Annotated in this window: 19 protein-coding genes; 14 read left to right on the forward strand and 5 right to left on the reverse strand. The window is 45.3% G+C overall.

Annotation, left to right across the window (positions count from 1 at the left end; genetic code table 11):
* Positions 1 to 38 precede the first annotated feature (38 nt).
* The 12 genes from NFI81_RS07560 (at position 39) to NFI81_RS07615 (ending at position 13620) form a co-directional block, all read left to right on the forward strand.
* Positions 39 to 449, forward strand: a complete 411-nt coding sequence (locus NFI81_RS07560) for an EVE domain-containing protein (RefSeq protein WP_234613125.1) — start codon at positions 39 to 41, stop codon at positions 447 to 449.
* The gene (locus tag NFI81_RS07565) at positions 439 to 2013 is read left to right on the forward strand and encodes a hypothetical protein (protein ID WP_234613124.1); all 1575 of its coding nucleotides are present in this window, start codon (positions 439 to 441) and stop codon (positions 2011 to 2013) included. The genes NFI81_RS07560 and NFI81_RS07565 overlap by 11 nt, the downstream gene beginning before the upstream one ends.
* A gap of 56 nt (positions 2014 to 2069) precedes the next feature.
* Positions 2070 to 2957, forward strand: a complete 888-nt coding sequence (locus NFI81_RS07570; RefSeq protein ID WP_234613123.1) for a class I SAM-dependent methyltransferase — start codon at positions 2070 to 2072, stop codon at positions 2955 to 2957.
* Positions 2950 to 4146 carry a tetratricopeptide repeat protein gene (locus tag NFI81_RS07575; RefSeq protein WP_234613121.1) on the forward strand — a complete coding sequence of 399 codons (1197 nt, stop codon included), beginning with the start codon at positions 2950 to 2952 and terminating at the stop codon, positions 4144 to 4146. Before NFI81_RS07570 ends, NFI81_RS07575 begins: the two co-directional genes overlap by 8 nt.
* A 59-nt stretch (positions 4147 to 4205) precedes the next feature.
* Entirely contained in the window at positions 4206 to 6149 is a 1944-nt protein-coding gene (thrS, locus tag NFI81_RS07580; protein ID WP_234613120.1) for a threonine--tRNA ligase, read from the forward strand.
* Positions 6150 to 6262: 113 nt separating this feature from the next.
* Positions 6263 to 6814 (forward strand): translation initiation factor IF-3, encoded by a 552-nt coding sequence (infC, locus tag NFI81_RS07585; protein ID WP_082216552.1) that lies wholly within the window; start codon positions 6263 to 6265, stop codon positions 6812 to 6814.
* Positions 6815 to 6968: 154 nt separating this feature from the next.
* Complete coding sequence (gene rpmI, locus NFI81_RS07590; RefSeq protein ID WP_026631509.1) at positions 6969 to 7163, forward strand: 50S ribosomal protein L35; 195 nt, start codon at positions 6969 to 6971, stop codon at positions 7161 to 7163.
* A 103-nt stretch (positions 7164 to 7266) separates the two neighbouring features.
* Positions 7267 to 7611, forward strand: a complete 345-nt coding sequence (gene rplT, locus NFI81_RS07595; RefSeq protein WP_026631508.1) for a 50S ribosomal protein L20 — start codon at positions 7267 to 7269, stop codon at positions 7609 to 7611.
* Positions 7612 to 7754: 143 nt separating this feature from the next.
* Complete coding sequence (locus NFI81_RS07600; RefSeq protein ID WP_234613119.1) at positions 7755 to 10298, forward strand: phosphocholine-specific phospholipase C; 2544 nt, start codon at positions 7755 to 7757, stop codon at positions 10296 to 10298.
* Between the two features lie 172 nt (positions 10299 to 10470).
* A complete protein-coding gene (dnaK, locus tag NFI81_RS07605; RefSeq protein ID WP_234613117.1) occupies positions 10471 to 12390 on the forward strand; it encodes a molecular chaperone DnaK in 1920 nt (639 codons plus the stop codon).
* Between the two features lie 181 nt (positions 12391 to 12571).
* Positions 12572 to 12799: a hypothetical protein gene (locus NFI81_RS07610; RefSeq protein ID WP_234613116.1), complete on the forward strand. Its 228-nt coding sequence runs from the start codon at positions 12572 to 12574 to the stop codon at positions 12797 to 12799.
* The gene (locus NFI81_RS07615) at positions 12796 to 13620 is read left to right on the forward strand and encodes an SDR family oxidoreductase (protein ID WP_234613115.1); all 825 of its coding nucleotides are present in this window, start codon (positions 12796 to 12798) and stop codon (positions 13618 to 13620) included. The genes NFI81_RS07610 and NFI81_RS07615 overlap by 4 nt, the downstream gene beginning before the upstream one ends.
* A 72-nt stretch (positions 13621 to 13692) precedes the next feature.
* Here NFI81_RS07615 and NFI81_RS07620 read toward each other — a convergent pair whose 3' ends face one another.
* Positions 13693 to 16146 (reverse strand): alpha/beta hydrolase-fold protein, encoded by a 2454-nt coding sequence (locus tag NFI81_RS07620; RefSeq protein ID WP_234613114.1) that lies wholly within the window; start codon positions 16144 to 16146, stop codon positions 13693 to 13695.
* Positions 16147 to 16311: 165 nt separating this feature from the next.
* Here NFI81_RS07620 and NFI81_RS07625 point away from each other — a divergent pair, with 165 nt between their 5' ends.
* Positions 16312 to 16698 (forward strand): VanZ family protein, encoded by a 387-nt coding sequence (locus NFI81_RS07625; protein ID WP_234613113.1) that lies wholly within the window; start codon positions 16312 to 16314, stop codon positions 16696 to 16698.
* On the opposite strand, the gene pgi is transcribed toward NFI81_RS07625, so the two are convergent.
* The 3 genes from pgi to NFI81_RS07640 all read right to left on the reverse strand — a co-directional run bounded on the left by pgi (position 16677) and on the right by NFI81_RS07640 (position 20550).
* On the reverse strand, positions 16677 to 18326 hold the full coding sequence (gene pgi, locus NFI81_RS07630; RefSeq protein WP_234613112.1) for a glucose-6-phosphate isomerase: 1650 nt from the start codon (positions 18324 to 18326) through the stop codon (positions 16677 to 16679). The two genes, NFI81_RS07625 and pgi, sit on opposite strands and share 22 nt — an antisense overlap.
* Before the next feature lie 111 nt (positions 18327 to 18437).
* Positions 18438 to 19277, reverse strand: a complete 840-nt coding sequence (locus NFI81_RS07635; protein ID WP_234613111.1) for a sugar phosphate isomerase/epimerase family protein — start codon at positions 19275 to 19277, stop codon at positions 18438 to 18440.
* A 67-nt stretch (positions 19278 to 19344) separates the two neighbouring features.
* Positions 19345 to 20550: a DUF5009 domain-containing protein gene (locus tag NFI81_RS07640; protein ID WP_234613110.1), complete on the reverse strand. Its 1206-nt coding sequence runs from the start codon at positions 20548 to 20550 to the stop codon at positions 19345 to 19347.
* 204 nt (positions 20551 to 20754) lie between these two features.
* Here NFI81_RS07640 and NFI81_RS07645 point away from each other — a divergent pair, with 204 nt between their 5' ends.
* Complete coding sequence (locus NFI81_RS07645) at positions 20755 to 22569, forward strand: glycosyltransferase family protein (RefSeq protein ID WP_234613109.1); 1815 nt, start codon at positions 20755 to 20757, stop codon at positions 22567 to 22569.
* Here the strand turns inward: NFI81_RS07645 and NFI81_RS07650 are convergent.
* Entirely contained in the window at positions 22566 to 23753 is a 1188-nt protein-coding gene (locus NFI81_RS07650; protein ID WP_234613108.1) for a PP2C family protein-serine/threonine phosphatase, read from the reverse strand. The genes NFI81_RS07645 and NFI81_RS07650 overlap by 4 nt on opposite strands.
* Positions 23754 to 23817: the final 64 nt, after the last annotated feature.

The raw sequence follows: 23817 nt of genomic DNA on the forward strand, positions 1-23817 counted from the left end.
CTTTTAATAAAAAATTCATCAAAAGTTAACTGAAATCCATGAACCACTGGCTTGTAAAAAGTGAACCGAATACATATTCCTGGGATCATCTCGTAAAGGAAAAAGAAGGCATGTGGGATGGCGTACGAAATTTTGCTGCCCGCAACAATCTCATGGCCATGAAAAAAGGAGATCTGGTTCTCTTTTATCATAGTAACGAGGGCAAAGAGGTTGTAGGTTTGGCAAAAGTTTCGAAAGAACATTATCCCGATCCAACCATTGATACGGGTGATTGGGTCGTTGTGAATGTAGTTCCGGTGGAACACTTTCCGAAAACCGTCACGCTGGCCCAGATCAAGAAACATGATATCCTTAAAAATATGGAACTTGTACGCTTGTCCCGGTTATCTGTCGTGCCGGTTAAGCGTGAGGAATTCGACATTATTGTTGCATTGGCACATGAATCTTAATTTTTCAGCATTTCGTCAGATCTTTTTGCTTTTATCCCTTGTATCGGCGTCGTTATTGGCTGGTGCACAAGGTGTTAAGAGAATAGAATTACCTTTGTCGGGGAACATGGCTTACCAAACTGTGCCCCTGGGCTCACAAGGTGTCCTGCTTATTTCAAAACCCGAAAAAGGCACTTTCAATGTTCAAAAATTTGATACGAATCTGGAACGCGTATGGTCTATTGACGGACCTATTGAAGCTAATTTAGATTACATAACGGCTTCCTACGACGGTCAGGCGGTCTTTTTGCTTTTTAGTAAATATCGGAGTTCCTTATATCAGATCGTAAAAGTGAATGTGGGCCCTGGCTTTGTGGAAACGTTTACTATTAACACGGTCGACCGTTTTGAGATCACCGATTTCAAAACATTGGGCTACTCCGTTTTCATGGCCGGAATGGTTCGGAACGAGCCGGTTTTAATTTTAACACAGCTTAGGACAGCCCAAACGAAGATTTTACCATCGGCAATCAAAGGTTCTAATGCCATTCAGACTGTTGAAGTGGACACGGCGCACCATTTGGTGAATGTTTGTTTCGCCGTGAAAAAAGGAAGACAAACCCGCATCGTTGCGCGCTCGTACGAAGAAACCGGCGAGCTTTATGCCCAGGTTTCCGTGGATCCCGAAGACGATTTTTCACTGCTAAGCGGCAGATTACAAGTGCTTAATGATTCTGTAAGGGTCGTGATCGGCACATATGGTTACCGAAACATGCAAAGCACTTCCAATGCTGCTTCACAAGGACTTTATATCAGTAAAATCGTGGGTAATGAGCCCGTTTTCACGCGTTACCACAGCTTTACCGAGTTCAAGAATTTCTTTAATTTCATGAACGAGCGTCAGCAGGAGAAGATGGAGAAACGCATTCGCAAAAAGAAAGAAAGCGGCGACGATCTGAAACTGAACTATCGCTTGCTCGTCCATGACATTGTGCCAAAAGACAACAATTTCCTTCTGGTAGCCGAAGTTTTTTATCCCGAGTATCGCTACCAGAATCCTTCGATGATGGGCGGGCTGGGTTATGGCAGCATGATGGGTTACCCGTTTGGTATGGGGCTTTATAACCCTTACTTATGGAATCCGATGTACGGCGGACGCGGTTATAACCAGCAGGTTTTTGACGGATTTACTTACACGCACGCAGTCGTAGCGGATGTGGATGAAAACGGCAAATTGCTTTGGGATAACAGCATTAATTTCGATAATGTGAAAAGCATGGACCTGCGCGAAAAAATCAAGGTGCAGACTTTCACAAATGGCAATTCGCGCCTGGTTTATAGTCACAATGGAGCCATTCGCAGTAAGATCATCAAGGGAAACCAGGTGGTCGACAGCGACCGCGTGATCCCAAACGAAACCAATGTGGAAGGCGATAAAGTGAGAAAAACCAGCACAGATGACATTGATTACTGGTATGAAAACTTTTATCTGGCCTGGGGCGAACAACGCATTATCAATGCCGCCGGCGATCCGCAAACCCGCGGAAGACGCAATGTGTTTTATTTGAATAAAATTGCCTATTAATTCCATCCCCCCATTTCCGTTGGCTCATGCCAACGGAAAATGCTAAAAATATTTTCATGATTTTATTGGCTCCTGAGCAACATACAGATTACGAATTAATTGACACCGGCGGCTTTGAAAAGCTGGAACGATTTGGTCCATATATTTTGTCACGTCCTGAACCACAGGCAATTTGGGACAAAAGCCTTTCGGAAGCAGAATGGGAAAAGCGTTCCAATGCTGTTTTCAAGAGAGATAAAAATTCGCAGGAAAAAGGGCAGTGGATCGCCAAGGACGGCATGCCTGATAAATGGGTTTTTCAATACAGGACTAATGCGCTGCATTTGCGTTCTAAACTGGCGTTGTCTTCTTTCAAGCACGTAGGCGTGTTTCCTGAGCAGGCTACAAACTGGGATTACATTGCTAAAACGTTGAAACAGATTCCTGAAACCAAGCCTTCGGTTTTGAATCTTTTTGCTTACACGGGCATTGCATCATTAGCCGCTAAGGCTTCGGGCGCGGACGTTACGCATGTGGATTCGGTAAAGCAGGTGATCAGCTGGTCACGGGAAAACATGGAACTGAGCGGGCTGGACAACATTCGCTGGGTTGTGGAAGATGCATTGAAATTTGTACAAAGAGAAGTGCGCCGCGGCAATCAATATAACGGCATTATCCTCGATCCACCTGCTTATGGCCGTGGCCCGGATGGGGAAAAATGGCTTTTGGAGGAAAGTCTGAACGAAATTCTTAAGCTTTGCGCTTTACTTTTGAAGAAGGAAAATTTCTTCTTCATTATCAATTTATATTCTTTGGGTTTCTCAGCGCTGATCGTGGAAAATTTGATCAAAGCGCATTTCGGAACGCAGATCCACCATGAGTTTGGTGAGCTTTTTATTCCGGATTCCTTTGGCAAAAATCTTCCCCTGGGCGTTTTTTCAAGATTTTCAGACCAGAATGTCTAAAATTTTCGAGCGTATATTCCTTTTTATTTGCATTGTTCTGGCTGGCTTAAACCAATCCTGCCAGAGCGATGCCAGAAATTCCACGCGCATCCCGCCCGTTGTGAAAAAATCGCACGCGCAGTGGCAAAGTGATGCGCTGTTGTCGCTCACCGAGCTCATCAACCGCGGCATTGATTCGGACCAGAATTATTTCAAACGGGCGCGCATCTATTTTGAAAGGGAGCAATATTCGGAAGCGCTGGAAGATATCAACGAATCCATTTACGAACAGGAGAACGAGAGTGAATATTTCCTGTTGCGCGGAAAAATCAACCGGGAGCTCGGTGAAATCGATAAAGCCTTAGAAGATGCGCAACGCGCAGAAGCATTGCAGCAAAGCAGTCCGGAGTTATATGTGTTGCTCGCCGACGTCCTGCAAGCCAAGGGGCGTTTCAGGGAAGCCGTTAATTATTTGAACCAAGCCATGAAAATGGCGCCTTACGATGGTTCCGCTTATTATGTGAAAGGCATGCTGCAAGCACGCCAGGGCGATTCGCTGGCGAGTATTTCGAGTTTTGAATATGCCATGAATGTCAACCCGAAACTGTTGCGGGCTTACGAGCAGAGCATTATTATATTAAGGAAACTCAAAAACCCTGCTGAGGCGCTGACCATTAACGAAAGGGCCATCAAGCGGTTCCCAAATGTGCCCAGCCTTTATTTTGAGCGGGGAGAAATTTTCAATGTGATGGCCAAACCGGACACCGCATTGATTAATTACCAAAAAGCCGTCGCACTGAAACCTGCCTACGAGGACGCGCTCATGCGTATTGCGACGGTTAGCACACAGTTGAAAGAATATTATAAAGCGATCCGGGCTTTGGAGGCGCTTTTGAAAATAAAACCAAAGTCCAAAGACATTAACAATATGCTGGGTTATGCCTACGAAAAAGCAGGCGATTACACCAAAGCGGTTGACTATTACACCACGGCGTTGGTGCTTAGCCCGGGCGATCAGAGTGCCCGAAACGGCCTTTACCGGATCAGAAAAGAGGAAGATGCAAGCATTTATTCCAATTATGATCCCAATGCAAGCGCGAGCTCCGGCTACAAGCTGCTCGACACATCCAGGGTGAAAATTAACGTTATACGGCCGAGAGGAACTACAAATATCCGTGTGGACTCGTCTCGAAAAGCTAAAATTGAATAGATTTGTATTTTATGGCCCTCACAAGCCTTTGATTAATTGTCCTAGAATTAAATTTTTGAATGGAAGACGCGTCTCAAGTAAAAATTACCCTGCCCGACGGAAGTGAACGGTTTTACCCAAAAGGTATTACGGCCATGGGCATTGCGCTTAGTATCAGTGAAGGCTTGGCGCGAAATGTGATAGCTGTCAAAGTGAACAGTGAAGTTTGGGACCCTACGCGTGAGATCACGCAGGATTCCCTGGTAAAATTGCTGACGTGGAATGATGAAGATGGAAAATCAACTTTCTGGCACTCTTCTGCTCACTTATTGGCCGAGGCATTGGAAGCATTGTATCCGGGCGTAAAATTCGGAACGGGACCTTCGATTGAAAAGGGCTTTTACTATGACGTCGATTTGGGCGACAAATCCATCTCACAAGATGATTTTCCAAAGATCGAAGCGAAGATGCTTGAACTGGCACGTCAGAAAAATGAATATGTCAGAAAGCCGATCAGCAAGGCTGATGCTTTGGAATTGTTTACCAAAAAAGGTGACGAATACAAACTGGAACTGATTGATGGCCTGGAAGATGGCTCCATCACTTTATATGAGCAAGGCGGCTTTACCGACCTTTGCCGCGGCCCGCACATTCCTAACACGGGCTTCATCAAAGCAGTTAAGCTGACCAACATTGCTGGCGCCTATTGGCGTAACAAGCAGGAAAACAAAATGTTAACCCGGATTTACGGGATTACTTTTCCAAAACAAAAAGAACTGGAAGAGTATGTAACATTAATGGAAGAAGCGAAAAAACGCGACCACAGAAAACTGGGTAAAGAGCTTGAATTGTTCGCATTCTCGGAAAAAGTAGGTCAGGGACTTCCATTATGGCTGCCGAAAGGTGCTATGCTACGTGAGCGTCTGCAATCGTTTTTAAGCAAAGCGCAATCGCGCGCGGGTTATTTGCCCGTGATCACGCCTAACATTGGTAGCAAAGAGCTCTACGTTACTTCCGGTCACTGGGAAAAGTATGGTAAAGATTCTTTCCAACCGATCAAGACGCCGAACCCAGGTGAAGAATATTTACTGAAACCAATGAACTGCCCGCATCACTGCGAAATTTATAAAACCTCTCCCCGCTCCTACAAAGACCTGCCATTGCGGTTTTCGGAGTTTGGAACGGTTTACAGATATGAGCAGAGCGGCGAGCTGCACGGGCTTACACGTGTTCGCGGATTTACGCAGGATGACGCACACATTTTCTGCCGTCCGGATCAGGTTAAGGAAGAGTTTGTCCGCGTGATTGACCTTGTATTATATGTTTTCAAATCACTGGGTTTTGAAGATTACAGCGCACAAATTTCGCTTCGTGATCCAAATGACAAGGTGAAATATATAGGAAAAGACGAAGATTGGGAAAGAGCTGAAAGTGCGATCGTTGAAGCTGCTCAGGAACGTGGATTGAGCACGGTCACCGAATTAGGCGAAGCAGCTTTCTACGGCCCGAAACTGGATTTCATGGTCCGTGACGCATTGGGCAGAAAATGGCAGCTCGGTACGATCCAGGTGGATTACCAGATGCCGAAACGCTTCGGACTGGAATATACAGGATCCGACAACCAGAAGCATCAGCCCGTAATGATCCACCGCGCACCATTCGGTTCGATGGAAAGATTCATTGCCATCCTGATCGAAAACACCGCCGGACAGTTCCCATTGTGGCTTTCGCCCGATCAAATCGCGATTTTGCCGATTTCTGAGAAGTTTGCCGATTATGCGGAAGAAGTATTTTTCAAATTGCAGGATCACGACATTCGCGGCTTTGTAGACCACCGGGATGAGAAGATTGGCCGCAAGATCCGCGACGCGGAAGTTACCAAGGTTCCTTTCATGCTGATTGTCGGTGAGAAAGAGGCCGCAGAAGGCAAACTGTCAGTGCGCAGGAAGGGCGAAGGTGACTTGGGAAGTATGACAGTGGAGGAATTTGTCAGCTTTTTCAAGAAAGAAGCTGCCATTATTTGATGATTTTCTAACTTTTTGTTATTATTCCCGCACTAAGGCACTATTTTTGTGACAGCAGTGTTAAGTTTTTTGATTTTACCAATAAAACCCAAAGAAACACCAAACCAAGTTATATGGCATTAAGACCCCCGAGTGGACGGTTAAGAGTTCCCGAAGAACCTTATAAAATAAACGAACGAATTACAGCAAAAGAAGTGCGTCTGGTTGGAGAGAATATTGAACCAGGCATAGTTGATATCAATACTGCCCGCGCGCTTGCGAAGGCACAAAGCCTTGATTTAGTTGAAATTGCGCCAACAGCGGTTCCGCCTGTTTGCAAGGTGGTAGACTATTCGAAGTTCAAATACGAGCAGAAGAAAAAGCAGAAAGAAATCAAGGCTAAGGCAATGAAAGTTGTCATTAAAGAGATCCGTTTCGGACCGAATACCGATGATCACGATTTTGATTTTAAATTAAAGCATGCGATAAATTTCCTTAAAGAAGGTTCGAAAGTGAAAGCTTACGTGCATTTCGTTGGACGTACCATTGTTTTCAAAGAGAGAGGGGTAAACTTGCTGAATAAGTTTTCAGAAGCCCTTACAGACTATGGTAAGCTTGAAATGGAGCCGAAACTGGAAGGAAAAAGGATGACGATCATTCTCGCGCCTGCACCAGCTAAAAAATAATCTGGCAGACCCGATAATTCGGTTCTTCCTACATATATAAATTTTGAATGCATCGTGTCTTTGACTTTGTCGGGGACACGATTTTCATTTTAGAAACATTTTGGCTAATTTTGCGCGCTGTTTTATATTTTATCAATTAATATTTTTTTGAATCATGCCTAAAATGAAAAGCAATTCCGGTGCTAAAAAGCGTTTCGCGCTGACCGGCACTGGCAAAATCAAACGCAAACACGCGTTTCACAGCCACATCCTGACAAAGAAATCAAACAAGCGTAAGCGTGGTTTGGTTAAAACTGGTCTTATAGATGTGTCTAATGTTAAGCAGGTGATGGCTATGCTCGCGAAATAATTCGCAGCCATTAATTAGAATATCAATTCTGGTTTTTTGTTCAACCCGATAGAAGGCATTTCAAGACTCAAAAGAGCGCCGACCATCAAAAACAGTTAATTTTATGCCACGTTCAGTAAATCACGTTGCGTCACGTGCAAGACGTAAAAAAGTATTAAAACTTGCGAAAGGCTATTTCGGCCGTCGTAAAAATGTATGGACAGTAGCTAAAAACGCAGTAGAGCGCGGTTTGGCATACGCATACAAAGGTCGTAAGCAAAAGAAGCGTAATTTCCGTGCATTGTGGATCCAGCGTATCAACGCAGGAGCCCGTCTTCACGGTTTATCATATTCTGCTTTCATCGGCAAGCTTAGCGCTAGCGGCATTGAGCTAAACCGTAAAGTTCTCGCTGATTTGGCGATGAATCATCCGGAAGCATTCAAAGCGATCGTTGATCAGGTAAAATAAAACAGCATCCCGCCTCACCGGCGGGATTTTTTTTGCCTTCCCGATAGTCTTCACAATTTTTTAACTCCCGAAATAATAAAAGGTTGGTACTTTAGTGTTTTTGTCAGGTATTACTGACAACATCAAACCTAAAACCCTACCCCATGGAATCCAGAAGGGAGTTTATAAAAAAAGCCACCATGCTCACCGGCGCAGCCGGCATGTTTAGTGCGCTGCCGCCTTCCATTCAAAGGGCGCTTGCCATTGATCCCAAAAAAGGAAGCACTTACCTCGACGCCGAACACGTGGTGATCCTGATGCAGGAAAACCGTTCGTTTGACCATTGCTATGGCTCGCTTCGTGGTGTGCGGGGCTTTAACGATCCCAGGGCTATCACTTTGCCCAATAAAAATCTCGTCTGGCTGCAAACCAATGCATTTGGCGAAACGTTCGCCCCATTCCGTTTGAATATGAGGGAATCGAATGCGACCTGGATGGGTTCATTGCCGCATTCCTGGCCGAACCAGGTCGATGCGCGTAACGGCGGAAAATATGATAAATGGCTCATTGCGAAACAGCCCGGCCATAAAGATTATGCTAAAATGCCTTTGACCCAGGGCTTTTACAATCGCGAAGACATTCCTTTTTACTATGCGTTAGCCGATGCTTTTACAGTTTGTGATCAGAATTTCTGTTCTTCACTTACCGGCACGACGCCTAACAGACTTTATCTCTGGTCCGGAACGGTTCGCGAAAAACCAAGCCCTGAACATTATGCTAACATTCGAAATGAGAATGTTTCTGACGATGCAGAAGCGTCATGGACAACATTCCCTGAGCGCTTGGAAGACAATGGCGTTTCATGGAGAATTTATCAAAATGAGCTCAGCATTAACACCGGTTTAACGGGTGAGGAAGATTCCTGGCTTGCCAACTTTACGGACAATCCGATTGAATGGTTCAGCCAGTATGAAATCCGTTATCACACGGGTTATCAGAAATATCAAAAGACAAGATTAGGTGCATTGCCAGCGGAAATCAAAGAGACGGAAGCGAAACTGACAAAGGCTGTAAAAGGAAAGGAAGCGACTGATCTTGAAAAGTCGTTGAATTTAAAGCAAAAAGAGCTTGTATTTGCCCAGGAAGAATTGAAAAGATGGACGCCGGAAAACTACGAAAAGCTCTCGCAGCGCACAAAAAACATTCATCAAAAAGCATTTACAACCAATAAAAATGACCCCGATTATCGCAAGGTAACCACGGTAAAATATCTCGACGGCGACATTGAACATGAAGCGAAAGCGCCGCAGGGCGATGTTTTACACCAATTTCGCAGCGATGTAAAAAGTGGCAATCTTCCCACGGTTTCCTGGCTTGTGGCTCCCGAAAATTTTTCAGATCATCCGACTTCGCCCTGGTACGGTGCATGGTATGTGTCCGAAGTATTGGACATTCTTACGGCTGACCCGGAAGTTTGGAAGAAAACCATTTTCATCCTTTGCTACGATGAGAATGACGGCTATTTCGATCACGTCCCGCCATTTGTAGTGCCCAATCCATATAAAGAAGACAGCGGCGCTGTTTCAGAAGGCATCGATTGCAAAACCGAATTTGTAACGATGCAGCAGGATATGACCAAAAAAGAAAAAAAGGAGTGCAGGGAAAGCCCTATCGGACTTGGCTTCCGTGTTCCGCTGGTCGTTGCTTCTCCATGGAACCGCGGCGGCAATGTATGCTCGGAGGTTTTTGACCATACTTCCATTTTGCAGTTTTTGGAAAAATTCACAAGCCATAAATCAGGCAAGAAGATTGAGGAAAGCAACATTAGTGCCTGGCGGAGGACCATTTGCGGTGACCTTACTTCCACCTTCGCTCCTTACGATGGCGAAAAAATTCCATTGCCAACATTCCTGGCGCGCAACGAATTCATGGAAGGCATTTATAACGCTCAGTTCAAAAAGCTTCCCAGCGCCTATAAAGCTTTGTCCAAAGCTGAAATTGATGAAATTAATAAAAACCCTTTGGCCTCTTCATTGATGCCGAAGCAGGAAAAAGGAACGCGTCCCTCCTGCCCGATTCCTTACGAGTTAGCGGCCGAAGGCAAGTTTAATACTGCCAAAAATGCATTTGAGATCGAGCTCGAAGCCAAAAATGGCATATTCCGCGACAAGGCTGCCGGTGCCCCATTCATGATTTACGCGCCTGGGAAATACAAAAATGAAGAGGTTAAGGTCTGGAATTATGCTGTAAAAGCAGGCGATGCACTCACCGGATCGTGGAAACCGGAAGATTTTGAAGGTGGAAAATATCATTTACGGGTTTATGGGCCTAATGGCTTTTTCCGGGAATTCCAGGGTACGAAGGCGTCTGGTAATGTGAAGGTTGGTTTTCTTTATGAGCTGGATAAAAATAATAAACCAACCGGCAACATTCAGCTAAAAATGGAGGCTGATCAACTCGCTTCAAAAAGCACCTTTGTGATCCTGGATAATGCATATGGTGCTAACAATCAGCTCATAACATTTGGTGACGACCAAGCGTCCGCAGGTTTTGAAAAAACATTGATCTTAAATCTTGATAAAAGCTTCCAATGGTATGACTTCTCCGTCCTGCTGGAAGAGCAGCCCGACTTCCTGGTGCGCCTTGCCGGGCATGTTGAAACGGGTCGCATAAGCACAAGTGACCCGCTTATGGGCGAGTTGTCTTAAATTCCCACCTTATAAAAGTGTCAGACCGCAAGCCGGCCTGACACTTTGTCACTTCTGATTTATTCTATTCTTACTGGTACGAGGTTTTTAGTAAAGCCTCAGAACAGCTGGTGTGCTAACGCCCTCAGCAAATTAGTCAGCATCAAATTATACTTAACTTTAATATATAACAATGGGAAAAATTATTGGCATAGACTTAGGAACAACGAACTCCTGTGTGGCTGTCATGGAGGGTAACGAGCCGGTTGTAATTGCAAACAGCGAAGGTGCCCGCACAACCCCGTCAGTGGTTGCATTCATGGATAATGGTGAACGCAAAATCGGTGCACCAGCCAAACGCCAGGCGATCACGAATCCCAAGCATACTATCAGCTCCATAAAAAGATTCATGGGCAAAAAATACGATGACGTAACCAGCGAACAAAAAACAGTTGCGTACACCGTTGATAAAGGTCCAAACAACACACCTCGTATCCCCATCGGAGACAGGTTATATACTCCACAAGAAGTATCTGCATTCATTTTGCAGAAAATGAGACAAACTGCTGAGGACTATCTGGGTCAGGAAGTGACCGAAGCGGTTATTACCGTTCCTGCTTACTTCAATGATGCAGAACGTCAGGCTACTAAAGAAGCGGGTCAGATTGCGGGTCTTGATGTGAAACGTATCATCAACGAACCTACTGCTGCTGCGCTTGCATACGGTCTGGACAAGCAACACCTTGATATGAAAATCGCTGTGTTTGACTTGGGTGGTGGTACTTTTGACGTTTCGATCCTTGAATTGGGTGATGGCGTTTTCGAAGTAAAATCTACGGATGGTGATACCCACCTTGGTGGTGACGACTTTGACCAGGTAATCATTAACTGGCTTGCAGACGAATTCCAAAAAGACGAAGCTGTGGATTTAAGAAGAGATCCGATGGCATTGCAACGTCTGAAAGAAGCTGCGGAAAAAGCAAAAGTGGAATTGTCAAGCTCAACACAAACTGAGATCAACCTGCCTTATATTTTCCCGGTTGATGGCATTCCAAAACACCTTGTTCGCACATTAACCCGTGCGAAATTCGAGCAACTTGCGGATACATTGTTCCAAAGAATGATGGAGCCTTGCAAGAAAGCGATGAAAAACGCAGGTTATACAAATAACGATATCAACGAAGTGATCTTGGTTGGTGGATCTACACGTATCCCTCGTGTGCAGGAGGAAGTGGAGAAATTCTTCGGCAGAAAACCTTCGAAAGGCGTTAACCCGGATGAAGCGGTGGCCATTGGTGCTGCGATCCAGGGTGGTGTTTTGACTGGTGAAGTGAAAGACGTACTTCTTTTGGACGTTATTCCATTGTCTTTGGGTATCGAAACATTGGGCGGTGTATTCACTAAACTGATCGATGCGAACACGACAATCCCATCCAAAAAGACCGAAACATTCTCGACTGCTGCTGATAACCAGCCATCTGTTGAGATTCATGTATTGCAAGGTGAACGCCCGATGGCTACCCAGAACCGTACATTAGGACGTTTCCACTTGTCGGACATTCCACCGGCACAACGCGGAACGCCACAAATTGAAGTAACATTTGACGTCGATGCAAACGGTATCCTGCATGTGTCTGCGAAAGATAAAGGCACAAACAAAGAGCAGAAAATCCGTATCGAAGCGTCAAGCGGCTTAACCGACGCAGAAATCACACGGATGCGTGAAGAAGCGAAAGCGAACGAAGCAGCTGATAAAGCGGAACGTGAAAAAATCGAGAAAATCAACGCTGCCGACAGCCTGATCTTCTCTACAGATAAACAATTAAAAGAATTCGGCGACAAGCTTTCTGCTGGAAACAAAACAGCAATTGAAGGAGCATTAGCGGAATTGAGAACCGCGCACCAAAGCCAGGATCTTGCAGGAATTGACACTGCAATGGAGAAATTGAATGGCGCATGGCAAGCCGCTTCTCAGGAAATGTACGCACAAGGCGGTGCAGAAGGCCAACCCGCAGACGCGCAGCCAGGCGGACCAACCGGTAACCCAGGCGCTGCGAACAACGGCAATCCTACCGACGATGTGACGGATGTAAATTTCGAGGAAGTCAAATAATAAGGCAACTTGAAGAAATCCCCGTCTTTAACCAGATGGGGATTTTTTTTACACGACATTTTAAGAAATGTGGGTAAATGATTCCTGCAAAAAGTTGAAAAAACATCAGTCGTTTCTGGCATTAATTTTTATTCATTTGAGTTACATATTCATCAGGCTATTTAAACCATTGCATTAAAATTTGAAAACCAATATGGACAATAGGATCGCGTTACCAGAGTTGATGTATTTATCTCCTACGACCCGTGAAAAAGCGGTCACCATTGCGCAGGAGCTTTTAAGAACAAATAATATTTCTCCTCGTGAGGCGGTTTCAAAAGCAATTTTAATTGCAAAAAACTGGGCGGTTAAAAACGTAAACCGTCGCGTCTGGAAAAAGCTGAAGTCATTTGAAAAAGAGATTATATGATAGGTTTGGATCTGAAATTTAAAGATCAGGTTGCGATCGTTACAGGATCAAGTTCAGGAATTGGTAAAGCGTGCGCCATCCACCTGGCTGAGCTCGGTGCCAAAGTGGTGGTCAATTACAGTTCCAATCTGGAAGAAGGTGAAAAGACGCTGAATGAGATTCTTTCAAAAGGCGGAACCGGCATTCTGGTCAAAGCGGATGTGAGCCATGAAGAGGAAGTAAAAGCACTTTTCAATGAAACCATCAGCAAGTTTGGTCGGATCGACATTGTTATCAGCAACGCAGGTCTGCAAAAGGACTCTTCGTTTTTGGAAATGACGTTGGAGCAGTGGCAGAAAGTGATTGATGTAAACCTTACAGGTCAGTTTCTGGTTTGCCGTGAGGCCGCGAGGCAGTTCGTAGCGCAGGAAAAAGCTGCTACCGAAGTAAATCACAGCGAACTTTCGATTGGCAAAATTATCCTGATGAGTTCTGTGCACGACGTGATCCCCTGGGCCGGACATGTTAATTATGCGGCATCAAAGGGCGGCATAATGATGTTCATGAAGTCCATTTCGCAAGAACTCGCACCTTATAAGATACGGGTAAATTCTGTTAGCCCGGGTGCGATTAAAACTTCGATTAATAAAGAAGTTTGGTCTGATCCTGATAAATACAAAGGACTGTTACAATTGATCCCATACAAAAGAATTGGAACGCCGCAGGATGTAGCAAAGGCAGTCGCATGGCTTGCGTCTGATGATTCTGATTACGTCAATGGCGAAACGCTGTACATTGACGGCGGTATGACCCTTTATCCGGAATTTGCGGACAATGGTTAAAACAAGTTACACTTCATCACAAAAAAAGCGCCGGGATTGTATTCCGGCGCTTTTCATTTGAAGCAACAAATATCAATTATTTACAAACTCGCCTTTTTCAACCGACCAGTCATTTCCAAAAAAACCAGCCATTTTCACTTCCTTAATGCCATCTTTCAGCATACCAGGCGAGAAGATCATCAGATCAGGAAAACCGCTTCCGCCGCTGAAGTATTGATTTGCATTCGCTGCCTGGAATCCTTTCTTGCTTGTTCCGGCAATCACAGCCACGGATGCAATGTCGCTATCCGGTCTCGGATAGACGAAATAGGTTGCCAGATCTCCGGTAAACTGCTTTTCTCCCACGGTGATCTTGCCTTTGGTAACACTTACCGGACAATCTTTCAATAATGAGTTCCATGCCGCATTCGTGTCTTGATTTCCGTACAAGATTACGCCGCGATCTTTGAAATTTTGCGGCAAAAAATCCTTATCCGCGATAACGTCAACAGCTCCATTTCCCCGGTAATACCACGATTCAGCATCAAATTTTGCCTTTTCCAGAGCCCAGATGGCTTCCTCTCTGCTTCCGCCCGTTGCATATACGAACACCATTCTGTTCCTGAAAGCGTCCTTAAACGTGCCGTTTCTCAAAATGTTTTTCTGTGTCTTGGTCGGTGCTTCGGCAAGTTGCCAGTTATTCTGTTTTTTCAAATAAATGGTTTCGTTCTCTTTCTTAACCTTATATTCCAAAGCTGCTAGACTGTCCAATGTGACGCTTACATCGGTCCCGACAGGAAATGCGCCCAGATCCAAAGAAAGCAAGGCAACATTATCTGTCTTACCGGTAATCGTCTTAGTTTTTTTGTCCGAATTCAGTTGTACTCTGCTGTATTTAAGCGTAGTAAGTTGCTGATGCACAGCCGCCCAACGCATTTTCGACGAAATTCCGGGGTTAGCCGTTGTAAAGTCTATCGCATTCACCGCTGTATCTGCAGGGATCGAATGCCAGCTGAAAAAGTTAAAGATCGGAGGCCAGTCCACGCTGATATCGCCATACCAGTGTTCTCCGCCAATATGCTCGTAATAGCTGAAATCCCTGTGAAATTTGCCTAGAATGTCGCGCATTTGTCTAGCATATGTTACAGGCACGGTCCTGTCTGCATCCCCGTGTGCCACATATACGCCCAGGCTTTTGTAGTTGGAAGTCAGCGCAAGCACATTGCTCGGGTTACTGGCGCGGAGCAACACCGCTTCGATGGGTGAGCCTGCGCTGTCAGGGATCACGCCGTCATGCGAGCCATAAGAGGATAATGTCGGATAACCGGCAGATGGAGCGATTGCAGCCCATTTGTCGGGATATGTTGCGCCAAGAAACCATGTTCCGTGGCCGCCCATGGAGTGACCGGTCAGGAAAATCTTTGCTGGATCAGGAGTATACTGTATTTTGGCAATGTCCAGAACTTCCAATGCGTCCAACCTTCCCCAATCTTCCCAGTTGAAACCTCTTGGGCGTCTGTTTGTGGGTGCAACCAAAACGCCCCAATCTTTTGGCTTATATGCCCTCGCCTGACTGATGGCTTGAACTTCTGCACCGTGGACGGAGAAAAATAACGCTGGTTTCTCAGTGGAACCGGATTTCAACTGCGGCGACACTGCATAATATTGAACACTTCCATCCAATTCACTGACAAATGTCCTGCTATATTGCTTTCCTTCCTCAACAGACTGAATGCTAACACTCTTTGAATCAATCACTTTACCCGCTTGTGTTAAAGTAACGACCACGTCCTGTTTACCAGTCTGAACGCCGGAAGCATTTACGACAAACCCGATCTTTCGCAAAGACAATGCAGGAATGGAAGGCAAATGGGTGACAACTTCTTTTCCCGAAACCACCGCTTTGATTTGCAAACCGGTGAGCACTTTCGGGCTTGTGTTCGCCACAACCAGGCCGATCCAAAGCGAATCATTCTTTAAGCCCGGAACGACATCCGGCAATGTTGCGTCCTTTGTATCGATAAAAACAGGCTTTTCGGGAAATGTCAGATTTGCCGCAATGCCGCCGAATCTCCCGAAACGTGCTACCCGCGCATAGATTTCGTTCGTTCCTTTTTTCAAACGCACCGGCAGGTTCATCCATCCATAACGATACATATCCCCGCCGCGCGGCACGCCATTGAAGAAAAGCATATCATTGCCTGTCACAGTCAGGATTGCGGTTTGCTCTTTCTCAGATTGATAAGTCAGATAAACGTATCCATTGGAAAAAGAATCACCGCGTAAACGGTGCGATGTGTCGGCTTTCACTTTCCGCCAGTTAATGTCCTCGCCTTTGGCGTTTTTAAGCAGCAAAGCGCCTTCTTGCGGTTTTGCCAATGTCCCGTTGTAAAGTTGAAACGCGAGCTGGTCGGTATACAATGCTTCCCGGCCGTATTGATGACAAGGCCCGGCTGCCAGTCCTTCGTCCAGATGGATAATTCTCTGAGCAAGGCCTGTAATGGAAAGGGTCAGTAATAGAGTGAGTGAAAAGTAAATTCGTCTCATTAAGGCAAAGGAGTTTGTGATCTTCTAAATTATTAAAAATAATTACTAATATGGGGCGACATATTTAAATAAGTAATTAGTAAATTTTTCAGAAGAATTCTAACACCGTTAAAAAAGAGTAAAGTTTGAAATCACTTAAATTGCGGACTTAAATTGATCTTCCTCATGTTTCCGAAATTTTTCCAAAGCATTATTCAATTGTTGTCACGAAGCCCGTGGATCGCCTGGTTTTGGACGTTCCTGATCCTGTTAGCCTGCACATGGCCGGGAAAAGACATTCCTTCCGCCCCAGTCGCTGGCTTCGATAAGATCGTGCATGGGGGACTTTTTATTATTTGGATTACATTATGGACGCTGGTATATCCAAAAAAAGCAACACTGTTGGTGCTGCTTGGAATGGCTTATGGACTTGGATTGGAATTTTACCAGCAGCTCCTGCCCTTCGACCGCACATTTGACTGGTGGGATGCCGTTGCGGATGCTGCTGGTGTGTTGATCGGATTTGCGTTTAAATCACTTTTGATTGATCGTTACCGCCACCGCTTGTATTGATTGATCAGTCCGTTGGTTGAACTATCGTGGTTTGAAACAGGCCAATCGTTTTGAAGTTCGGGGTAAATTTTGTTGGCGAGCTGCTTACCGAGCTCCACACCCCATTGATCGAAGCTGAAAATATTCCAGATGATGCCTTGCACAAAAATCTTGTGCTCATACATCGCAATCAGGCTTCCTAATGTCTTAGGCGTGATTTTCTTAATCAAAATAGAGTTCGTAGGCCGATTACCCGAAAAGACTTTGAACGGTGTTAAAAATTCTATCTCTTCTTTTGACTTCTTAGCAGCCACAAGCTCAGCTTTTACTTCCTCTTCCGTTTTTCCATTCATCAATGCTTCTGTCTGGGCGAAAAAGTTGGACAACAGCATTTTGTGGTGTTCTCCCAATGGATTATGGCTCGTAGCGGGCGCAATGAAATCGCAAGGAATCAGCTTCGTTCCCTGGTGGATCAGCTGGTAAAATGCATGCTGACCATTGGTTCCAGGCTCGCCCCAAATCACCGGACCGGTTTGGTAACCAACCGGTTTTCCGTCACGCCCCGTGCTCTTACCATTACTTTCCATATCTCCCTGCTGGAAATAGGCAGCAAAACGGTGCATATATTGGTCATAGGGCAAAATCGCCTGCGTTTGCGCGTCAAAGAAATCATTATACCAAACACCCAACAATGCAAGAATAACCGGAATGTTCCTTTCAAACTTGGTTGTCCTGAAATGCTTATCCATTTCATGCGCACCGGAAAGCAGCTGCTCAAAATTTTGGAAACCAACAGAACAAGCAATAGAAAGCCCAATTGCAGACCAGAGCGAATAGCGGCCACCGACCCAATCCCAGAAACCAAACATATTTTCGGGATCAATGCCGAATTTTTCAACTTCGGTTTGATTCGTGGAAATCGCAACAAAATGCTTTTTAACATGCTCCTTATTGCCCGCTTTTTCCAAGAACCATGAGCGCGCGCTATGTGCATTGGTCATCGTTTCCTGGGTGGTGAACGTTTTGGACGCGATCATAAACAATGTCGTTTCCGGATTCAGCGACTTGATCGTTTCAGCGATATGCGTGCCATCGACATTGGATACGAAATGGACATTCAACCCCGGCTTTCCATAAGCTTTCAGCGCCTCGGTCACCATAACAGGGCCCAGATCACTTCCGCCAATGCCAATGTTCACAATGTCCGTAATCTCCTTAGCCGAATAACCTTTCCAGCTGCCGGATCTCACTTTGCCAGAAAACTCTTTCATCTTCGCCAGAACAGCATTTACGTCCGGCATCACATCTTTTCCGTCGGATAAGATCGGTTCGTTGGAACGGTTGCGCAATGCGACGTGGAGCACCGAGCGGCCTTCCGTCGCATTGATTTTTTCTCCCGTAAACATTTGCTCAATTGCATCTGCTAGCCCTGCCTCTTCGGCAAGCTGAACCAGATAAGAGCGAGTACGGGTTGTTATGCGGTTTTTGGAATAGTCTAATAAAATATCACCAAACCGGATCGAGAATTTCTTATGGCGATCCGCATCTTCCTCAAAAAGCGCCTTTAAATGTTTCTGAGAAATGGTTTTATGATGGGTTTTCAGCTTTTTATAAGCTGCCAGCTGGTCAAAGGGCACGGTTTTGAGCATTTCTTATGGCGTTATGTTTATAAATCAATTTTCAGGACCGCATAATAATGCGGCCGTAACATTCTTTCCGATGCAAAAATATGATTTTACACCACTTGAAACGACTTTTACTTAACTCACTGCATCACAAACCCCTTTGAAATATCCCACCGATTCGGCAATCCCTGCCAGTGGATCTTTCATATCTTTCTCATATTCAAGACTACAGCAGCCGTCATACTTTACCTTTCTGAGCATTTTCACAAATGCAGGAATATCAATAATTCCGCGTCCCAGCTCGCATGTTTTCCCGTCCTTGGTGGCGGCAGTGACATTTTTTAAATGTATATCAAAAATCCTTTTGGAATATTTACCCAGATCCGCCACCGAGTCCTGGTTATCGCGTCGGTTATGGCCCATATCGAAACAAATGCCTAACCCCGGATCGAGATCTTTGATGAGGTTGTTGATGGATGTTGCATTGGGATAAAGCTTGTCCTCAGGACCATGGTTATGGATCGCATAACGAATGCCTGTTTCCTTTACCTTGTCACTTACGTATTTAAGATCCTCGTGGTTGGGAATGCCAACGATCAGCTTCACGCCCACCCTTTTGGCATAATCAAATGCGTTATCAATATCCTGAGGTGTTTTTGTATAGATCGGCCCCACCGCATATCCGGTCACCCCAGCTTGTTTCAGTTTTTCATGAAATGCCGTAATTTCCTCAGCAGTGCTTTTGTATGGTAAATGAAAATCTTTGATACACAAATAATGTACGTCCGTTTTCTTCATCATTTCCAGTGACTCATCCAGCTTGAAATTCACGAAGCTAAATCCGGCCATGACCAACCTGAATGTGTCTGGCTTTTTTTCAAACACAAAATCCTCAGCAAAAGCCGATTGGGACAAAACGCCGCCGGTAACCAATCCGGCAATTCCTTTCTTTACAAAAGCTCTTCTCGTATCCATTATTTATCGATTAAAAATCCTCGTACAATAGAAAAGACGATGCGCCTCAGATTTACCACCCATTTTTTCAAATCTTAAGTCTGATACCCATCCGATTGATCAAGCCGGTTACAATAATGACAAGCAAGGCAAAACAAAATGACTTAACCAGCCCAATAATGCCCGTCCTGAGAAATACGGGCAGACTAAAATGAATGAGCGTCAGCACCGCATACCAGACGTAGGGCACGAGATAGCAGGTTAATGTGGCTGTTCCCGCAGGTTTGATCATGTTTGCCCAGTCTTTTACTTTTTTCAGGTCTACCAGCCAGAACAGCACTGCAAAAACGATGAACGCAATGCCGCTGCAAATCCCAACCCAGGCCGGCGTTGCCCTGATCTTGGAAATGCCCCAAAACGGACGCGTTCCAAATCCGTAAGCCAGGCAAACAATGCCGAGAATGATCAGGATTGCCAGATACGTAGCAGTAATGCCGTTTTTCCTGCTGTAAAGCCGATAAATGACCGATGCTACAACGCCTGCCATTGTAAAAGCCGGCATCGCCCCGCTCCCAACAATCCAGACGTAATCTTTGACAGGATCCAAAAAGGAAAGTAATCCCGCAAAGTCTGCAATGTTGAACAATATAAGAAACAGCCAGCCGACAACATTGAATACCAAATTATCGCCTGCCATAAAATAAATCACCGCACAGATCAGGTAAGCCCAACCGATCAGCCCAAGAATGCCATACCAATGCGTGCCCATCCAGGACGGGTTCGCCTCATCGCCACCCTTGTAAATGGCAGCCAGGCCCACCAGAAGCAGATAGCCCAGAATTTTCAGGCCCATATAAAGCGATTTTTTACCGAGATCATTGGGATACACATTCCAGATCAGAAAGAAAGCCACCACCATCAAAATCTCCCACACATATTTGTTCACCCACATGCCGGAGCTTACGATATTTTCAAAATTCACAATGAAAACGCCCATTAACAGGAGCGCAAATGTGCGTTCGCCAATGTGGAACAGGATCGTTCCATTGCTATCCCCTTTCGATTTTCTGTTTGCGATCGCAAAGGGAATAGACAAGCCAACAATGAACAAAAACACAGGAAACACGACATCCGAAAGACCCATGGCGTCGTCGGAGCCCTTGCTGTGCTCCATCCATTCCGGAACGCCGGTAAGCGTCCAGAAATCGTTTACAAAAATCATGAGCAGCATGGTTAGCGCGCGAAAAATGTCAATAGAATCGAGGCGCAGTGAGGCGGGCGATAAAGTTTTCATCAAAGGATTCAGGAGTAAAATTTAGGAACCCAATATACACGAAATATGGCATTAGAAGGAATGCATTTCTTTTGTAGAACTAAATCAACATCACTTTTGGCTGTCTTACGGTTGGATTTTACTGCTTAGCCTATTTGAACCGGTTGCACCTTATTTAAGTAATTAATTTTAATTGAAATATCCTACCCTTACCCTCTGATCATTTTGAAGGCGAATACACTTCTGTTCGAAATTGCCTGGGAAGTCTGCAATCAGATCGGCGGGATATTCACGTTCATCAAGTCCAAAGTCCCAACCATGACGGACACCTATGGCGACAATTATTTCCTCATCGGGCCTTACATTCCTGAAAAAGCTAAGCTCGATTTCCGCCCGATCCGCGACCTGGATAACACGCCGCTTTCGAACGCGATTCAGCACATCAAAATGCTGGGTTTTGAAATACATTATGGCTACTGGCTGCTCGAAGAAGCGCATCCAAAAGTGATTTTGATCAATCCGGTTATTAACATGGAAGCGCTTCATGCGGCCAAAGCAACATTATGGCAGCATCACGAAATATCTGCGCTCGAAAGCAATGCATTACTGGATCAAGTAATTGGTTTTGGGGAAGTTACCCGCCTCTTATTAACCAAATTAATTGAAGAAATTGACATTAACCAGGATGTGATCGCACATTATCACGAGTGGATGTCGGCCACGAGCCTGCCTGAGCTCTCCTGGCGGCAAGCTCGGCTCGCGACCGTTTTTACTACGCACGCCACACTGCTCGGCCGTTATCTGGCTTCGAACGAACCCGATTATTTTTCCAAAATTTCAACCTTCGACTGGACGCAAAAGGCCAGGGAATATGGCATAGAAACGCAGGCGAAAATAGAAAGGAATGTGGCTAAACACGCGAATGTGCTGGTTACTAACAGCGCATTGACCGCGACAGAATGTGAAACATTTTTAGGTCGACGCCCCGACAGTATAGTGCATAGCGGCATCCACCGGAAGCCCGGTGTTGGCCACGAAGTTTTTGAGAAACATTTGCAGAACCGGGAAAAGATCGACGCATTTATTAAGGCGCTCTTTTCACCCAGTTATCAGCTCAAAAGCGATAAAACGCTGTATTTTTTCACGTCCGGCAGATACGAATTCCGCAACAAAGGTTTTGATATAACCTTGCAGGCAATCGCCCGGCTCAATGAGGTGCTTGTTCGCAGGCAGTCCGATATCCGTGTTGTTTTGTTTATCATTACCAAAAAGCCTTTTTACAACATTAAGCCCGATGTCCTCGAAGCACGGCAGCGATTTCAGGAGTTGCAAAAAATCTGTAAAAAGATCAGCGCCAAGCTCGGGCCAAGAATGTACGCCAATGTTACTGGCTCAGCCGGTCATAAGCTGCCCGACTTGAACCAACTCATTGACGATGAGTTACAAATGACGTGGCGACAAGCACTCGCAAATTTTAAGAGAAAAGGCCTGCCTCCCGTAACGACACATCATCTGCTCGAACAAGACGACATTACCATGTTCTGCGACCAGGCCGGATTAAATAACAAAGAAGAAGATCGTGTCAAAGTGATCTATCATCCCGATTTCATCGAAAGAGCAATCTCATTATTCTCAATGGATTATCTGGAATTTGTAAGAGGCTGTCATTTGGGTGTTTTCCCATCCCTATACGAGCCTTGGGGCAATGCAGCAATGGAAACGGTGCTTCATGGAACACCCGTGGTGACCAGTGACATTTCCGGTTTTGGACGTTTTGCAAGCGAAACCGCCGATATGGACGGAAATCATCAAATAAAAACCATAAAACGCCGCGAACAATCGAGCGAAGACGCAGTCATTCAGCTCACCGAAATTTTCACTCAATTCGTCGAAGAGTTTGAAGATCAGTCCTATATCCCCCGCGCTACCCTACCCAAGCCCTTCCTGGACACGCTATGCTGGTCCGAGCTGCAACAGCGATATCATGAAAATTACAGACTGGCACTTTTAAGATCCCAGCCTGTTGCAGGGTTGTATTAACTCACCCCCGGCAAATATCTTAGCGATAGCATGGTAATGTCATCGAACTGCGTTGCTGGGCCGATAAAATCGATGAGGCTTTCCAATGTGGCTTCGTTCATTTCCTTGGCGGTCTCTTTTGTGGAACCTTCGCCGGTTGTGAAGAAATCCTGCAAGTAATGCAGGCCGTAACGTGCTCCTGCCAGGTTATTGGCGTCGGTTACGCCGTCTGTGTAAAGTATAAATTTGTCTCCCGGGTGCAAGGTGAGCGTGTGTGACTCGAATTCGAATGTCGGATCGAAACACAGGGCCATGCCTCCCTCCTTTTTGACAAGCTCCGTTTCGCCGTTGGCGCGAACGATTACGGGCGGTTCGTGACCTGCATCCACGTATTCGACAACACCGGTTTTGACATTTAAAATACAAACAAAGGCCGTCACGAACATATATGAGGAATTATCTTCGCTTAAAAACTCATTGACGATCTTCACCTTTTCTGTTATAGAATCGCCGTTACGGTTGGAAAACTGGCTTTTGAAAATGGCTTTACTGATCGCCATGAATAACGCTGCGGGCACGCCTTTGTCTGAAACATCGCCGATCATAAAGAATAAATGCTCGGAATCCATCATGAAATAATCATACAAATCGCCACCCACAACCTTGGCAGGATGAATAAATGCATGCAGATCCACACCCGCTTTGCCAATGTTGGCAGGAACCGTTTTCGGTAACATCGACATCTGAATTTCCTTTGCCACGCTCAGATCGTTCTGGATCGCGATCAGTTGCTCACGGCCTTTTTCCAGGCTCGTCAACATTTCAATGTGTTCCACCGTCTTGGAAATGGTAATTTCCAGATCTTCGAAGTTTACGGGCTTGGTCACAAAATCAAATGCGCCGCGATTCATCGCCGTCCGGATGTTGTCCATATCACCATATGCCGACACCATGATCGATTTCAGCAACGGATTTTGTTTTTCATTGACCTTCGAAAGGAACGTCAGCCCGTCCATGCCCGGCATGTTGATGTCAGAAAGAATAAGTGCGATGTCGTCAGATTCTTCCAGCCGCTCCAATGCCTCAATCCCGTTATTAGCAAACACAAATTCGTATTTCTTATCCCGGATCTGCTTGCGGAACAATTGAAGAATCAACATCTCCATGTCCTGTTCGTCATCTACACTTAATATCCTGATAGCCATTATATTGTAATTTTTAAAATTGATATCTTGAAAAATAAAATCTCTTTTTTAATGCTTAACACTG

This window comes from Dyadobacter fanqingshengii (assembly GCF_023822005.2).
GTDB classification, from domain to species: domain Bacteria; phylum Bacteroidota; class Bacteroidia; order Cytophagales; family Spirosomataceae; genus Dyadobacter; species Dyadobacter fanqingshengii.